Annotated in this window: 14 protein-coding genes; 3 read left to right on the top strand and 11 right to left on the bottom strand. The window is 65.5% G+C overall.

Annotated features, from left to right (window positions below; genetic code table 11):
* Nucleotides 1-86: 86 nt before the first annotated feature.
* Both ACVIIW_RS24445 and ACVIIW_RS24440 read right to left on the bottom strand, forming a co-directional pair.
* Nucleotides 87-413 (bottom strand): hypothetical protein, encoded by a 327-nt coding sequence (locus tag ACVIIW_RS24445; RefSeq protein WP_456703080.1) that lies wholly within the window; start codon nucleotides 411-413, stop codon nucleotides 87-89.
* Between the two features lie 94 nt (nucleotides 414-507).
* Nucleotides 508-1281, bottom strand: coding sequence for a ferredoxin--NADP reductase (locus ACVIIW_RS24440; RefSeq protein WP_456703079.1), 774 nt, complete (start codon nucleotides 1279-1281; stop codon nucleotides 508-510).
* Nucleotides 1282-1438: 157 nt separating this feature from the next.
* On the opposite strand from ACVIIW_RS24440, the gene ACVIIW_RS24435 reads away from it, so the two are divergent.
* Nucleotides 1439-2635 (top strand): amidohydrolase family protein, encoded by a 1197-nt coding sequence (locus tag ACVIIW_RS24435; protein WP_456703078.1) that lies wholly within the window; start codon nucleotides 1439-1441, stop codon nucleotides 2633-2635.
* 141 nt (nucleotides 2636-2776) lie between these two features.
* Here ACVIIW_RS24435 and ACVIIW_RS24430 read toward each other — a convergent pair whose 3' ends face one another.
* From ACVIIW_RS24430 to ACVIIW_RS24395, 8 genes are all read right to left on the bottom strand, one after another.
* On the bottom strand, nucleotides 2777-3232 hold the full coding sequence (locus tag ACVIIW_RS24430) for a MarR family winged helix-turn-helix transcriptional regulator (protein WP_456703077.1): 456 nt from the start codon (nucleotides 3230-3232) through the stop codon (nucleotides 2777-2779).
* Between the two features lie 14 nt (nucleotides 3233-3246).
* Nucleotides 3247-3951: an ABC transporter ATP-binding protein gene (locus ACVIIW_RS24425; protein WP_456703076.1), complete on the bottom strand. Its 705-nt coding sequence runs from the start codon at nucleotides 3949-3951 to the stop codon at nucleotides 3247-3249.
* Complete coding sequence (locus tag ACVIIW_RS24420) at nucleotides 3948-4739, bottom strand: ABC transporter ATP-binding protein (protein ID WP_456703075.1); 792 nt, start codon at nucleotides 4737-4739, stop codon at nucleotides 3948-3950. The genes ACVIIW_RS24425 and ACVIIW_RS24420 overlap by 4 nt, the downstream gene beginning before the upstream one ends.
* Nucleotides 4736-6625: an ABC transporter permease gene (locus tag ACVIIW_RS24415; RefSeq protein WP_456703074.1), complete on the bottom strand. Its 1890-nt coding sequence runs from the start codon at nucleotides 6623-6625 to the stop codon at nucleotides 4736-4738. The genes ACVIIW_RS24420 and ACVIIW_RS24415 overlap by 4 nt, the downstream gene beginning before the upstream one ends.
* Before the next feature lie 160 nt (nucleotides 6626-6785).
* Nucleotides 6786-7988, bottom strand: a complete 1203-nt coding sequence (locus tag ACVIIW_RS24410; protein ID WP_456703073.1) for an ABC transporter substrate-binding protein — start codon at nucleotides 7986-7988, stop codon at nucleotides 6786-6788.
* 32 nt (nucleotides 7989-8020) lie between these two features.
* Entirely contained in the window at nucleotides 8021-8605 is a 585-nt protein-coding gene (locus ACVIIW_RS24405) for an amino acid synthesis family protein (RefSeq protein WP_092230294.1), read from the bottom strand.
* 15 nt (nucleotides 8606-8620) lie between these two features.
* Nucleotides 8621-9517, bottom strand: coding sequence for a UPF0280 family protein (locus ACVIIW_RS24400; protein ID WP_456703072.1), 897 nt, complete (start codon nucleotides 9515-9517; stop codon nucleotides 8621-8623).
* Nucleotides 9514-10971, bottom strand: coding sequence for a 6-hydroxynicotinate reductase (locus tag ACVIIW_RS24395; RefSeq protein WP_456705252.1), 1458 nt, complete (start codon nucleotides 10969-10971; stop codon nucleotides 9514-9516). The genes ACVIIW_RS24400 and ACVIIW_RS24395 overlap by 4 nt, the downstream gene beginning before the upstream one ends.
* A 242-nt stretch (nucleotides 10972-11213) precedes the next feature.
* Between ACVIIW_RS24395 and ACVIIW_RS24390 the strand changes: the two genes are divergently transcribed.
* Both ACVIIW_RS24390 and ACVIIW_RS24385 read left to right on the top strand, forming a co-directional pair.
* Nucleotides 11214-11696 (top strand): (2Fe-2S)-binding protein, encoded by a 483-nt coding sequence (locus ACVIIW_RS24390; protein ID WP_456703071.1) that lies wholly within the window; start codon nucleotides 11214-11216, stop codon nucleotides 11694-11696.
* On the top strand, nucleotides 11696-15205 hold the full coding sequence (locus ACVIIW_RS24385) for a molybdopterin cofactor-binding domain-containing protein (RefSeq protein WP_456703070.1): 3510 nt from the start codon (nucleotides 11696-11698) through the stop codon (nucleotides 15203-15205). The genes ACVIIW_RS24390 and ACVIIW_RS24385 overlap by 1 nt, the downstream gene beginning before the upstream one ends.
* On the opposite strand, the gene ACVIIW_RS24380 is transcribed toward ACVIIW_RS24385, so the two are convergent.
* Nucleotides 15202-16170, bottom strand: coding sequence for a catechol 2,3-dioxygenase (locus ACVIIW_RS24380; RefSeq protein ID WP_456703069.1), 969 nt, complete (start codon nucleotides 16168-16170; stop codon nucleotides 15202-15204). The genes ACVIIW_RS24385 and ACVIIW_RS24380 overlap by 4 nt on opposite strands.
* Nucleotides 16171-16228 lie beyond the last annotated feature (58 nt).

The following is a 16228-nucleotide window of genomic DNA, read 5'->3' as shown; positions in this document are numbered from 1 at the left end:
ACCGGACAGCTTGCTGGCGCTTCAACCAGATGGTGTGCGATGCCGCAGGTGCAAGGGCCGGAACCAACCCTCCTCGCGCAACTGGACTAACCGCGCCCTGGCGTGCGCGGGCCGGCCTTGCGCTGCCGCTGGCTGGTGTAGGCATCCCAATGGCTCCAGCTGCCATTGCTCAGACTTTGCAGATCGGTACCGAGCGGACGGCGCGTGCGCTTGTCGTGATCGGCGATCACACGCTCGGACTGCGCGATCTTGCGTTTCAGTTCCGCGATCGCCTTCTGGGTCTGGCCGTTCCGCTTCGAGGACGCGATCTCGCCCATCGTGAAGCGCGCGGTCTCCAGCGCCTTCAACTCGGCGCGGTTTTTCTTCAACTGAACCCGGTGCCAGGCGATGTTGCTGTCGCTGTCCGCAACCATGTGGGAACTCCGCTGATTCGTTCCCACAGTTTATCAAGGGCCGAATCGGCGGGGCAACGCCCACGCCGCGGCGAAAATACGGTCTATTCGAGGCTCAGCGCTCGGCAAAGGCCTTTTCGACCACGAACTGGGCCGGCTCGCCATGATTGCCCTCGACGAACCCGCGCTCGCCGAGGAGCACGCGGGTGTCGGCCACCAGCGCCGGGCTGCCGCAGATCATGACGCGGTCGTGGGCCGCTTCGAGCGCCGGCAGGCCGATATCGCTGAACAGTTTGCCTGACGTGATCAGGTCGGTGATGCGGCCGCGGTTGCGGAAGGGATCGCGCGTGACGGTCGGATAGTAGATCAGCTGGTTCTGGATGTACTCGCCGAGCATCTCGTCCTTGGGCAAATGCTCGGTGATCATCTCGCCATAGGCGAGTTCCTTCACATGACGGCAGCCGTGCAGCAGCACGACCTTCTCGAACCGCTCGTAGGTCTCGGGGTCCTTGATCACGCTGAGGAACGGCGCGAGTCCGGTGCCGGTACCGATGAGGTAGAGGTTGCGCCCGTCCTCCAGATTGTCGATGACAAGGGTGCCGGTGGCCTTGCGGCTGACGATGATCTCGTCGCCCTGCTTCAGGTGCTGGAGCCGCGAGGTCAGCGGGCCGTCCGGCACCTTGATCGAGAAGAACTCGAGGGTGTCCTCGTAGTTGGCGCTGGCGACGCTGTAGGCCCGCAGCAGCGGCTTCTCGCCGACCTTGAGCCCGATCATGGTGAACTCGCCGTTGCGGAAGCGGAAGGTCGGGCTGCGGGTGGTCTTGAAGGAGAACAGCGTGTCGGTCCAGTGGTGGACGCTCAAAACGCTTTCCTGATTGAAATTGCTCATCTCACCTTCCCTGGCGCGTCATCTGCGATTTTCGAGGCGGGCAGCTATGCGTCGTTCGTATACGATCATTCGTATACAAATGAATAATCCTGCTTGATCCCGCGGTCAAGGCTGCCCAAGATCGAGAGCGTTGCAGTTAGGAATAAGGACCCCTTCCATGGCGCATGACGCACCCCAGGCCACCGGACCGTCGAAGCTCGTGATCCGCAATATCGGCCTGATCCTGTCCGGCGCGATGGAAAAGCCGATCCTGGATGGTGACACCATCGTCGCCGAGAACGGCAAGATCACCGCGATCGGCCGCTTCAAGGACCTCGACACTGAAGGCGCGACCACGATCGTAGAGGCCAACGGCACCACGGTGGCGCCCGGCCTGATCGACAGCCACGTCCATCCTGTCGCCGGCGACTGGACGCCGCGCCAGAACCAGATCGGCTGGATCGACAGCAATCTGCATGGCGGCGTCACCACCATGATCTCCGCCGGCGAAGTGCACATGCCCGGCCGCCCGCGCGACGTCGTCGGGCTGAAGGCCATGGCCATATTCGCCCAGCGCGCCTTCTGGAATTTGCGGCCCGGCGGCGTGAAGGTTCACGCCGGCGCACCCGTGATCGAATGCGAGATGGTCGAGGAGGATTTCAAGGAGCTCGCCGCAGCCGGCGTCAAGCTGCTCGGCGAAGTCGGCCTCGGCGGCGTCAAGGACGGCCCGACCGCGCGCAGGATGGTCGGCTGGGCCCGCAAATACGGCATCCAGAGCACGATCCACACCGGCGGCCCCTCGATCCCCGGCTCCGGCCTGATCGACAAAGACGTGGTGCTGGAAGCCGACACCGACGTGGTCGGCCACATCAATGGCGGTCACACCGCGCTGCCCGACGACCAGATCCGCTGCATCTGCGAGGGCTGCAAGCGGGGTCTCGAGCTCGTGCATAACGGCAATGAGCGCTCGGCCCTGTTCACGCTGCGCACCGCGCGCGAGATGGGCGATCTGCATCGCGTCATCCTCGGCACCGACGCGCCCGCCGGCTCCGGCGTGCAGCCGCTCGGCATCCTGCGCATGGTTTCGATGCTGTCCTCGCTCGGCGATTTGCCGGCTGAGATCGCGTTCTGCCTTGCTACCGGCAACACCGCGCGGATGCGGCAGCTCGATTGCGGCCTCATTGAAGTGGGCCGCTCCGCCGATTTCGTCATCATGGACAAGGCGCAGCACTCGCCCGGCAAGAACATCCTCGAGAGCGTCCAGCTCGGCGACCTCCCCGGCATCGGCATGACCATCATCGACGGCATCGTGCGGACGCAACGCAGCCGCAACACGCCGCCGGCGGGCCGGGTGCCGGAGGTGGTCGGGAAGTAAGCCAGGAAAATGGTGCCGTAGGGTGGGTTAGCCTTGTGGGCTGTGCGAAGCGCAGACCGCAAGGCGTAACCCACCAACATCGTTCAGCATTCGCTGAAGCATGGTGGGTTACGCCTGCGGCTACCCCACCCTACGAGACCGTCACCTCAGCTTATTCAACAGCCCCATCAGCAGCTCGCGCTCCTTGGCATCGAGCGGCGCCAGCGTCTCCCGCGTGATCGCAATCGCATTCGGCGCGAGCTTTTCCGACAGCTGCTGACCGGCGCGCGTCAGGCTCACCAGCAGCCGCCGGCCGTCCTCGGGATCCTGGCTGGTCTCAGTCAGTCCGCGCGCCGTGAGGCGATCGATCACGCCCTTGATGGTGGCGACGTCCATCGCCGTGAGACGCCCTAGCTGGTTCTGCGAGCACGGTCCCGTTTCGGCGAGCCTCGACAGCGCGGCCCACTGCGTCGGCGTCAGGTTGGTGCCGATGTCGCGCGAGAAGATCGAGCTGTGGCGCTGCCAGACCTGGCGCAGAATGAAGCCGACCTGCTCGTCGAGCACATAAGGCGGCTTGCCCTGCTTGAGGCTCTTCTTCGCCGTGACGCTTCTTGCCATTCCTGCCCCGCCCCTCACAACGACAGATGCGCGTCGCGGATATCCGGACGCGCGTCAAGCTCGGCCATCGTCCCGCCAAAACAGATGCGGCCGCGCTCGATGATGTAGGCGCGATCGGAGATCAACCGCGCGAAGTGCAGGTTCTGCTCGGAGACGACGATGCTGACGCCCTCCTTCTTCATGGTCAGGATGGCATCGACCATCTGCTCCACGATCTTCGGCGACAGGCCCTCCGAGGGCTCGTCGAGCAGCACCAGCGACGGATTGCCCATCAGCGTGCGCGCGATGGTCAGCATCTGCTGCTCGCCACCACTCATGCGGCCGCCGGGACGCCCCTTCATCTCGCCGAGATTGGGAAACAGCGTGAACAGCTTTTCGCGCGTCCAGTACGGCGCATTCGCCCGCTTGGGCTGGCGGCCGACCTCCAGATTCTCCTCCACGGTCAAATCCGTGAAGATGCGCCGTTCCTCCGGCACGTAGCCGAGACCCTCACGCACGATCTCGTGCGTGGGGCACGCCGAAACGTCCTTGCCCTCGAACATGATGCGGCCGGTGCGCTGTGCGACCAGGCCGACGATCGAGCGGAAAGTGGTCGACTTGCCGGCGCCGTTGCGGCCGAGCAACGCCACCACCTCGCCCTCGCCGACCTCGAAGCCGATGTCGAACAGGATATGCGCCGGGCCGTAATGGCTGTTGAGCCCCTCGACAGTCAGCTTCATGCCGAGGCCCCTTCGCGATGCCCGCCTTCGTAAAGCAGCCCCTCGCCGAGATAGATCGCCTGCACCTGCGGGTTGCCGCGCACCTCGGCCGGCGAGCCCTCGGCGATCAGCGTGCCGCGATTGAGCACGATGATGCGATCGGCATGCTCGAACACCACGTCCATGTCGTGCTCGGTGAAGAGTACACCGATGGACTTTTCCTTCGCGATCTGCGCCGTGAGCCGCATCAGCTCGACCCGCTCGCGCGGCGCCATGCCTGCGGTCGGTTCATCCATCAGCAGAAGCCTCGGCTCATTGGCGAGCGCAACGGCGAGCTCGAGCCGCTTGAGGTCGCCATAGGCCAGCTCGCCGCACGGACGATCGGCGTAGCCGCCCATGCCGACGAGCTCGAGCAGGCGCACGGCCTCGCCGCGGTCGAAGCGCGGCGCCGAGCCCCAGAGATTGAACAGCTGCTTGCCATGCGAGATCAGCGCGACCTGCACGTTCTCGCGCACCGTCATGGTGGCGAAGGTTGCGGTGATCTGGAAGGTGCGTCCGACGCCGAGCCGCCAGATTTCGCGCGGCTTCTTGCCGGTGGTCTCTTCGCCGAGGAGGCGAACATGACCGGCATCGGGACGGTTCTGGCCGTTGAGCATGTCGAAGCAGGTGCTCTTGCCCGCGCCGTTCGGGCCGATCAGCGCCAGGATTTCGCCTGGTCGCAGCGAAAACGAGACGCCGCGCACGGCGTGGATGCCGCCGTAGGATTTGGTCAGACCTTCGACCTCGAGAAGTGGGGGTGCGACGCTCATTCGGCGGACTCGATCGGCTTGGCAAGCAAAGATGATCCGGGCGGCGAGGACTTCCTGCGACGCTGCGCCAAAATCTCCAGCATGCCGACGATGCCCTTGGGGAAGACGACGACGATCAGCACGATGAAGCCGCCGAGCACGAGTTTCGACAGATCGGTCTGGCTGACGAGCCAGATGTTCAAGGCCTTGTAGACGATCGCGCCGATCACGCCGCCCGAGACAGTCTCGACGCCGCCGAGCAGCACCATGACCAGCGCATCGACCGAGAGCGAGATGCCGAGATTGTCAGGGAAAACGCTGCCCTTCAGATACGCGAACAGCGCGCCGCCGATGCCGGCGGTGGTGCCCGCGATGACGAAGGCGGTCCACTGGATGCGCTTGGCGTTGATGCCGACAGCCTCGCTGCGCAGCACGGAGTCACGCGTGGCACGGAGCGCATAGCCGAACGGGGAGAACACCATGACCCTTAGCGCGATCGTCACGAGCGCCGCGACACCGAGCGCGAGCCAATAGAAATGCGACGGGCTTGCCGCCCATTTCTCCGGCCAGACGCCCAGAATTCCGTTGTCTCCGCCTGTCACGCTCACCCACTGGAAGGCGATCGACCAGACGATCTGGGCGAAAGCGAGCGTCAGCATCGCGAAATAAACGCCGGAGAGCTGCACGGCGAAGAAGCCGAATACGCCGGCTCCCATGCAGCCCAGCAGCGGCCCGAGCAACAGGCACACGACCATCGGCAGCCCGGCCATCTTGGCCAGGAAGGCGACGCCGTAGGCGCCGAGGCCGAAATAGGCGGCGTGTCCGAACGAGGCGAGCCCGCCGACCGACATCAGGAAGTGCAGGCTGACGGCGAAGATCACGAAGATCGCGATCTCCGAGCCGACGGTCAGCGCGTAGTTGCCGGCGACCAGCGGCAGCATCGCCGCAACAACGAGAGCCGCGAGCGCGGCCAGCCGCTCGTTCGATGTCAGTGGCCGCCAGGGATTGACCGACAACCCCGGCGTCTTGCGTGCCGCCGCCTCCGGCTTGCCGAACAGGCCCCACGGGCGGACGATCAGCACCACCGCCATCACCAGGAAGACCAGGATGATGGAAATCTTTGGAAAGATCAGGATGCCGAAGGCGTTCAGCTCGGAGACCAGCACCGCCGCGACGAAGGCGCCGACGATGCTGCCGAGGCCGCCGATCACGACGACGACGAACACTTCGACGATGATGCGCAGATCCATCGCGTGGTGCACGGCATCACGCGGGATCTGGAGGGCGCCGCCGAGCGCGGCAAGGAAGACGCCGACGGCGAACACCGACGTGAACAGCCATTTCTGGTTCACGCCGAGCGCAGCGACCATGTCGCGGTCCTGCGTCGCCGCGCGCACCAGCACGCCCCAGCGCGTGCGCTGGAACAGCAGCCAGAGGATGCCGAGCACGACGGGCCCGAGCACGATCAGGAACAGGTCGTAGCTCGGGATGCTCTGGCCGAAGAAATCGACCGCACCCTTGAAGCCCGGCGCGCGGCGGCCGACGAGATCGTCGGGCCCCCAGACCAGCACCACGAGATCCTCGACCATCAGCGTGAGACCGAAGGTGCCGAGCAGTTGGAACAGTTCGGGCGCGTGATAGATCCGCCGCAGCAACACCATCTCGACGAGGACGCCGATCAGCGCCACGGCCAGCGCCGCCAGCACGACGCCGCCCCAGAAGCCGAACGCGCCGGAGAAGCGCTCGGTCAGCGTGAAGGCGATGTAGGCGCCGATCATGTAGAAGGCGCCATGCGCGAAATTCACGATCCGCGTCACGCCAAAGATGATCGACAGGCCCGACGCCACCAGGAACAGCGACGCTGCGCTGGCGAGACCGGTCAGAAACTGTACGACGTAAAATGCCATCGGCGGTCCGGGTTGGGTCTTGGTGCGATTCCGCGGCGAGCGCGGACCTTGTCGGGCGGGTTAGCGAAGCGTAACCCGCCGCCTCTTCGCGTGTGGCACCGAAGACGGTGGGTTACGCCTTCGGCTAACCCACCCTACGGCAGCAGCGTTCGAATGGCTCTTAATCCTTCGGCCGCAGCTTCTCGACTTCGGCGTCGCTCGGCAGATAGTCCGAGCCCTTCTTGTAGGTCGCGTCCACCATCACGCCCTTGCCGTCCTTCTGCGCGGTCTTGCCGACGAAGGCTCCTAAGGTCGATTGGTGGTCGATCTTGCGGAAGGTGATCTCGCCGAACGGCGACGGCATCGAAATGCCTTCTGCGGCTGCGATCATCTTGTCGGTATCGGTCGATCCGGCCTTGGCGATGATCGCAGCGGCCGCCTTGATGGTCTGGTAGCCGACGATCGAGCCGAGGCGCGGATAATCGTTGTACTTGGCCTGATAGGCCTTCAGGAACGCCTCATGCTCGGGCGTCTTGATGGAGTACCAGGGATAGCCGGTGACGATCCAGCCCTCGGGCGTCTCGTCCTTGAGCGGATCGAGATATTCGGGCTCGCCGGTCAGGAAGGACACGACCTCGCGCCCCTTGAACAGGCCGCGGGTATTGCCTTCGCGCACGAGCTTGACGAGGTCGGGGCCGAAGGTAACGTTGAGGATGGCTTCCGGATTGGCCTGCGCCACCGCCTGCACCACCGGACCCGCATCGATCTTGCCCTGCGGCGGCCACTGCTCGTCGACCCACTGGATGTCAGGGCGCTTCTCCGACATCAGCTTCTTGAACACGGCGACCGCGGACTGGCCGTATTCGTAGTTCGGCGCGATCGTCGCCCAGCGCTTCGCCGGCAGCTTGGAGGCGGCTTCGACCAGCATTGCGGCCTGCATGTAGTTGGAGGGCCGCAGGCGGAACGTGTACTTGTTGCCCTTCGCCCAGGTCACCGCGTCCGTCAGCGGCTCGGCTGCGAGGAAGAACACCTTCTTCTGGTTGGCGAAGTCGCTGACGGCGAGGCCGATGTTGGACAAGAACGTGCCCGTCAGCATCACCACGCCTTCACTGGAGACGAGTTCATTGGCCGCGGTCTGCGCATCGGCCGGCTTGCCGCCGTCGTCCTTGGAGATGACGACGAGCTTCTTGCCGTTGATGCCGCCTGCAGCGTTGATCTCTTCGGCCGCGAGCTGCCAGCCCTTGCGATAGGGCTCGGTGAAGGATGGCAGCAGCGAGTAGCTGTTGATCTCGCCGATCTTGATGTCCTCTGCCAGCGCCGAATGGCCCATGCCGGCAGCCAAAAGCGCAAAGGCCGCGCCGACAAAATAATTTCTTGCTCGCATCCCAACCTCCAGTTCTGGACTCGTCACGTCTTCTATTTCAACCCGTCTTCGCCCTTGATCTCCGCAACCGTCAGCCCGCCGACGCGCGGCAGCGGACGGCCGCTGTCGGTAACGGCGACCGCGACCATGATCTCGTTGGCGCGCGGCGCGTCGTTGATCTGCACCTCCATGCCGTCGAAATGGCTGCGTACGAAGGCCGCGTCCTTGTGGCCGAGCGGAATGTCCAGCGTCGTGCCCGGCCCGCTGCGCTTTTTCGACGACGGAATCAGCGCCGCGCCCTTGCTCAGCACCTTGCGCACCGGCGCACCCATCTTCGGGTGAAGGATTGCGGCGGCATGTTCGAGCTCGCCATTCTCGCCGACGGCCGCGGCCTTGCCGTAACTGTGCGCCTTCGCGCCATCGATGCCGAGCGCCGCCACGGCGCGCTTCGCCAGCAGATCACCGAGCTCCTCGCCGATCGCGATCAGCGGCGAGAGATCCTCGACATATTGTCCGGCAAAGGGATTTTCGATCACGGCGATCGCCGCCGCCCGCCGGGTCGGCGGCGACACCTGGCGGCCCATCTCCATCCGCGTCTCTTCGACGACGGTGACGATCTTGCGGATGATCGCGCTCATGTTGCACTTCCCTGTTCACGCATCGACCGCGTTCTCCAGCACCAGCGGGCGCGATCGTTGCTCTCTTATATCCTTGGTTCCGATGACAAGCATATCACCACAAAGCCTGAGAACGGCACCCTCGATCAATCCGCGATCGAAGCATTGACGTGCACATTCCGCGCCAGATTCCAGCGCTGCGGTGATCTCGCTCGGCGCGATCTCGCCGACGCCGCGGGTAACAAGACGCGCGCCAAGATCGCTCTCGGGCTGAAGCTCGTTTGCGGGTTGCCTGACGATGGCCGGATGCCCGGGCAGATCGACGGCGTTGGCGATCACAGTCGCCGCCGCGTCGGCCTGCGAAGCCGTCGCCGCCAGCACCGTCACCGCATCGGCGATGCCGAGTGAAAAGCTGCGGCCGTGGCGGCCGCTGGTCGCGATGCCGCGCACCGCGTCATCCTCGTCGACCCTGATGGTGCGCATCACACCGTCGCGATCGGGGCGATCCATCAGTCCAACGGAAAAATGCTCGCCGCGCCCGAGATGCAGCGCGATATCGCCGCCATTGTTGACATAGGCCTGGTCAAGCGACGCAGCGTCCAGCATCGCGCCGAGAATTTCCTCGGCCACACTGCCGGCAACCGCGGCCATCGGCGTGATGAAGCCGTCCGAGACAAAAGGCGCGACTGCGGCGTGCATCCGACGCGCCACGACGCCTTTAAGCGAAGTGCGCTGCTCGGCGGGCTTGCGCAGCTCAGGCAGTTCCGCACAGAGTTCATCGAGCAGACCGTTGAACCGCTGCGCCGCAGCCTCATAGGCCGCACGCACGGCGCCGGCACGCCCCCTCGCCTCGATGACCAGATCAATCGGCCCGTCCTGCAAATGCAGCCGCCGGCCATCAGACAGCAAGGCGATTTGCGGCAGCCTCGTCATGGCCGCGGTCCCGGGATCGGGTTGTGCCAGGAGAGCTGACGGACATCGTCGCCGCTCCTGACCTCGGACAGCGGCTTGACGTGATCCATGTGGCCGCCGAGCGCGGCATAGTCGGACAATTTCATCGTGAACTCGATCGGCGCGACCAGCGCCGGGGTCGGCACGTAGCCGAACGCGCCTGAAGGCATCTGCGTCACATCCACCATGTAGGTGATGCCGCCGCCGGGCCAAACGTACACCGCCGCGCCGCCGCTGGTGACGCGCGTCAGCGCGTCCTTCACCGAGCGCGTCAGCCGCACCGGATTGTCGGTGACGCCCGCGCGCAAGGAACCGCCGGCCCCGGCCATGAACAGCACCGTGCACAGCGCAGGCTCGCAATTCTCCTGGATGCGCTCGACCGAGAACTTCAGGTCGGCGGGCATCTCGGTCTCGACCGGCTTCAAGGCATCGTCGAGCACGTAGTAAGACGAATGCTCGCCGGTGGTGGACACCATCAGCATCGAGAGGCCCGGCCTGGCCTCCTTGGCGTCGAACGGACCGAGGATCGCCAAGGGATCGGAGATGTTGGTGCCGCCCCAGCCCGTACCGGGATCGGCGACCTGGAAATAGCGGCCGGGCGTCGAACGCCGGCCCTTCATCTTGATTCCGGTGTCGGCGATATCGAGCAGCTTGCCGGCCTGATGCTCGGAGAGCACGCCGGTGATGTGGTCGTCGACCACGACGACTTCATCCACCTTGCCATGCCATTGCTTGGCGAACATGCCGATCGTCGCCGAGCCACAGCCGACGCGCATGCGCTCTTCTTTCACGCCGTTGACGATCGGCGGCTGCCCGGCCTGCACCACCACGCTGGCGCCACCGTCGATGGTCAGTTCCACCGCCTTGCAATTGGCCAGGTCCATCAGCGTGTCGCAGGTGACGCGGCCCTCCTTCTTGGAGCCGCCGGTGAGATGATGCACGCCGCCCAGCGACAACATCTGCGAGCCGTATTCGCTGGTCGTGACGTGACCGACCGCCTCGCCTTGCGCGCGCACGGTCGCGGTCTCAGGACCGAGATAGCGGTCGGTGTCGATCTTCACCTTGATGCCGCAATAGGAGAAGATGCCCTCGGTGACGACGGTCACCATGTCGACACCATCAACCTCGGAGGAGACGATGAACGGCGCCGGCTTGTAGTCGGGATAAGTCGTTCCCGCCCCGATCGCGGTCACGAAGGTCGAGGGCTCGTGGACAAGCTTGCCGTCCCAGTCTTCGGTGCGGCTGAACGGAACGAGCTTGCCGCCATGCTCGACGGTGCGCTCGAGGATCACGTGCGGATCGACGCGCACGAGCTTGCCCTCGTGATTGGCGTAGCGATCGCAGGCGCCCGCCGCGCCGGGCTTGATGTAGCACATCACCGGACAGGCATCGCAGCGGATCTTGTCGGTGGCAGCGCTCGTTGTTTCCATCACCATGTCAAAGCCGGAGGCCACCGCGGTTATCATTCGTATACGAACGATGTTGCGCGCGGTCCCGATAGCTGTCAAGCGGCGCGGCGCGCGAAATGACGCGCGTGCCGAATAAAACCTCATTTGCCTCCCCCCTTGTCCACAAAGCGGGCAGTTGCGCTGCACTGCGGCATGGGCGCTTGCACGTTTGTGTACAAACGGTATCGTCGCGACGTAGAAATTTTCGATCGCAAGGCGTGGGAACGAGGATGACGCAGACACCGATCCGCCTCACCGTGAACGGCAGGATCAACGACGTCACGGCAGAGCGCCAGACGCCGCTGCTTTATGTGCTGCGCAACGATCTCGGACTCAACGGCCCGAAATATGGTTGCGGCCTCGGTGAATGCGGCACCTGCACTGTCCTGATCGACGGCATGGCCGCACGCTCCTGCGTGATTCCCGTGGGCGGCTGCGCCGGGCGCGACATCCTGACGCTCGAGGGGCTCGGCACGCGCGACAAGCCTGACTCCGTGCAACAAGCCTTCATCGACGAGCAGGCCGCCCAGTGCGGCTACTGCCTCAACGGCATGATCATGACCACCAAGGCGCTGCTCGCGATCAACCCGCAGCCGTCAGAACACGAGGCGCTCGCCGCGCTGCGCTACAATCTCTGCCGCTGCGGCACCCATGTTGAAATCCTGCGCGCCGTGATGCGCGCGTCCGGCCAACTCGCCGAGGCCGGTGATTGATGGCCTCCCCGCATTCGAACGGAGAAGAGCGCGGCTCGCTCGTCGTCGTCCGCACCGTGGACGAGGTCACGTCAGAGACCTTTATCCGCATCACCGCGGACGGCTCGGTGAATGCCTATAACGGCCATGTCGATCTCGGCACCGGCATCCGCACCTCACTCGGCCAGATCGTCGCCGAGGAGCTTGATGTCTCCTTTGCCCGCGTCGTCGTCGTGCTCGGCGACACCGCAGTCGTGCCGAACCAGGGCGCGACGATTGCCAGCGAAACCATCCAGATCACCGCGGTGCCCCTGCGCAAGGCCGCAGCGCAGGCGCGCCAGTTCTTGATCGCGCGGGCGGCGGAGCGGCTGGAGCTGCCGGCCGAAGAGCTGAAGATCGAGGACGGCCTCGTGCGCGGTCACAATCGCAGCGTCAGCTATGGCGAGCTGATCGGCGGCGAGACCATCCGGCTCGAACTCGCTGACGACATCACCGTCAAGTCCGTCGGCGACTACGCCATCGTCGGCCAGTCGGTGCCGCGGGTCGATCTACCTGCCAAAGCAACGGGTGAGCTGACCTTCGTGCACGACATCCGCGTCCCGGGCATGCTGCACGGCCGTGTTGTTCGGCCGCCCTATTCCGGCGTCGATGCCGGCCCGTTCGTCGGCACCAGCCTGATCGCGGTCGATGAGTCGTCGGTGGGCGACGTTCCAGGCCTCGTGGCCGTCGTCCACATCGGCGATTTCGTCGGCGTGGTGGCCGAGCGCGAGGAGAATGCAATTCGCGCCGCGCAACAACTCGCGGTCAGCTGGAAGCCCACGCCCACGCTGACGGATCTCTCTGACGTCGAGGCCGCGCTCCGCGCCCATCCGTCGACACCGCGCACGCTGATCGAGAAGGGCGACGTCGACGCGGCGATTGCAGGCTCCGCCAAACCGATGCAGCGCACCTATGTCTGGCCATATCAGATGCACGCATCGATCGGCCCGTCCTGCGCGGTCGCCGACTACAGCGACGGCAATATCCGCGTCTGGTCGGGCACGCAGAATCCGCACGTGCTGCGCAGCGATCTCGCTCTTCTCGTAGAGCGTCCCGAGAGCGAGGTCGAGGTCATTAGATTGGAAGCCGCCGGCTGCTACGGCCGCAACTGCGCCGATGACGTCACGGCAGATGCCCTGCTGCTCTCGCGCGCCGTCGGCCGTCCCGTTCGCGTGCAGTTGACGCGCGAGCAGGAGCACGCCTGGGAGCCCAAAGGCGCCGCGCAGCTGATCGACGTCAATGGCGGCCTCGACCGCAACGGCGGCATCGCCGGTTACGATCTCGCCACGCGCTATCCCTCGAACGCGGCGCCGACGCTGGCGCTGCTGCTCACGGGGCGCATCTCGCCCGAGCCCGCGGTGCTCCAGATGGGCGACCGTACCGCGATCCCGCCTTACGACTATGACCACATGCGCGTCGTCGCCCACGACATGGCACCGATCGTGCGCGCCTCCTGGTTTCGCGGCGTCTCGGCGTTGCCGAACACCTTTGCGCATGAATCCTATATCGACGAGGCAGCGACCGAGGCCGGCGTCGATCCGATCGAATACCGCCTGCGCTATCTGAAAGACCAGCGCGCCGTCGATCTCGTCAATGCGGTGGCCGAACGCGCGGGCTGGACGCCGCGGCCGGTGCGCGCGGAGAAGGACGGCGAGGTCGTGCACGGGCGCGGCTTCGCCTACGCGCTCTACGTCCACAGCAAGTTTCCAGGCTACGGCGCGGCATGGTCGGCCTGGGTCGCTGACGTCGCCGTGAACAAGACCACCGGCGATGTCAGCGTCACGCGCGTCGTCGCAGGACAGGACTCCGGATTGATGATCAATCCGGACGGCGTGCGACACCAGATCCAGGGCAACGTCATCCAGTCCACCAGCCGCGCGTTGATGGAGGAAGTCTCGTTCGAACGTGGCTCGGTAACAGCGCGGGAATGGGGCGCCTATCCGGTCATCCCGTTCCCTGACCTGCCCAAGATCGACGTCTTGATGCTGCCGCGCCAGGACCAGCCACCCCTCGGCGTCGGCGAGTCCGCCTCGGTCCCGAGCGCGGCTGCGATCGCCAACGCGATCTTCGATGCCACCGGCGTGCGCTTCCGCGAGCCGCCGTTCACGCCGGAGCGCATTCTCGAGGGATTGCACGGTGAGGCATCGCCCGTGCCGCAGGTCCTGCCCGCGCCTGCAACGTCGTCTCCATCGCGCATCTGGGAGAATCCGTTCGCCAAACGCGCCGGCATCCTTGCAACGATTGCGGCCGTCTGCACCGCCGCAATCGGCATCGGCGCGGCGATGCTGCCGGGACGCGCCATCGCGCCGATCGCGCGGCCCGATGCATCGGTCTATTCGGCGGCGACCATCGCGCGCGGCGAGCAGCTCGCGGCCCTCGGCAATTGCGCGGTGTGCCACACCAGCCCGAGTGGCCTGCCCAACGCAGGCGGCCGCGCGTTGGAGACGCCGTTCGGCACGATCTACTCGACCAACATCACGCCCGACGTCCAGACCGGCATCGGTGCCTGGTCCTATCCCGCCTTTGAGCGCGCGATGCGCGACGGGCTGCATCGCGACGGCCGGCGGCTCTATCCCGCCTTCCCCTACACGCACTTCTCGAAGACCAGCGATGCCGACATGCAGGCGCTCTACGCCTACCTGATGGCACAGCCTGCAGTACGCACGACGGCGCCCGCGAATGCGCTGGCCTTCCCGTTCAATTTCCGGCCGTTGCTTGCCGGCTGGAACGCCCTGTTCCACCGGGCCAGGGAGTTCAAGCCCGATCCCGCCAAATCGCAAGCCTGGAATCGCGGCGCTTATCTGGTCGAGAGCCTCGGTCATTGCAGCGGCTGCCATTCGCCACGCAATGCGCTCGGCGCCGAGCAGCGCGGCGCCTATCTCGCCGGCGGCTTTGCCGAAGGCTGGGAGGCGCCGCCCCTGACCTCGCTCTCGCACGCGCCGATCCCCTGGAGCGAGGATGAGCTGTTCGCCTATTTGCGCACCGGCCATTCACGCTATCATGGCGTCGCGGCCGGCCCGATGGCGCCGATCGTGAGGGATCTCAAGGCCCTGCCCGACCAGGACATCCGCGCGATGGCGGTCTATCTCGGCTCGTTCAACGACGGTGCGGTCGACGCGCCCGCACTGGCCACGAAGCTCGAAAGCGCAACGCAAGTCACCGCTGCCTCGTCCAGCGGCGCGCGCATCTATCAGGGCGCCTGCGCCGTCTGCCACGAGGTCGGCGGCCTGCCGCTGTTCGGCAGCCGTCCCTCGCTCGCGCTCAACAGCAATCTGCACAGCGCGACCTCGGACAATCTCGTGCAGGTGATCTTGCACGGCATCACCGAGCCCGCATCGAGCGACCTCGGCTACATGCCGGCATTCAGGGCCAGCATGAGCGACGCGCAGGTCGAGGAGCTCGTCACCTTCCTGCGCCGGCAATTCGCGCCCGACAAGCCGGCGTGGAGCGGCGTCCGCGAGACGATCGCGCGGGTGCGCTCAACCCACTAAGCGTGCTTCTTCACTTCCACGGGCGGCGTGCCATGGGTGTGGAACGACTCGATGGTCTTCAACCCCCAGGCCTGGCCTTTCTTGCGCTCCTCTTCCGTCCACACGATCGGCTTCCAGTCGGGCGCGAGGATGAGACGTGCACCGGCATTGGCGACTTCGACGCGGTTGCCGCCGGGCTCGTAGACGTAGAGGAAGAAGGTCTGCTGGATCGCATGCTTGTGCGGACCGGTCTCGATGTGCACCCCGTTCTCCAGGAAGATGTCAGCCGCGCGAAGAATCTCCTCGCGGCTGTCGAGCGCGTAGGTGACGTGGTGGAAGCGGCCCGGCGTGCCGGAATGGTCGAGCGAATAGGCGAAATCGTAGCTCTTGTTCGACATGGTCAGCCACATCGCCGCTTCCCTTCCGTCATTGAGCACGATCTGCTCGGTGAGGCGGCAGCCGAGATAGTTCTCGAAGAACTCGCGGTTGGCCTTGATGTCGACGGCGAGGCAGTTGAGGTGGTCGAGCCGGCGGACATTGACGCCGCGCGCCGGAAAGCGCTGCGCCTGGTTCTTCAGCGCCGGCTTCAGTTCCGGCGGCGCCTGATACCATTCGGTCTCGTAATAGAGCTCGACGATGTGGCCATCGGGGTCGCGACATCGAAACGTCGGCCCCTGCCCCATATCGCCGTCGATCCAGCCGATGTCGAAGCCAGAGCCCTTCAACGCGGCGACGCGGCGCTCGAGCGCCTGCTGGCTGCGCGCGCGCAGCGCCATGTGCTCCATGCCTGACGTCTTCGAGGCCGTGAGCTTCAGCGAGTAGCGCTCATAATCGTCCCAGCCGCGCAGATAGACCGACTCGCCCTTCTGTCCGCTGATGGTCATGCCCATGACGTCGACAAAGAATTTCAGGCTCTCGTCGGGCTTCGGCGTCAGCAGTTCCATGTGGCCGAGATGGGCGAGATCGAGGATCGGTTCGGGCTGCATGTTGGCCTCCAAAGGCGTGGCGATCCGGTTCAGGGAATCGCGCAATCGGACGCGGGCG

Source organism: Bradyrhizobium sp. USDA 4449, from assembly GCF_054056275.1.
Note: the sequence above shows the minus strand (reverse complement) of the source record. Positions and strands in the feature narration are given on the sequence as shown.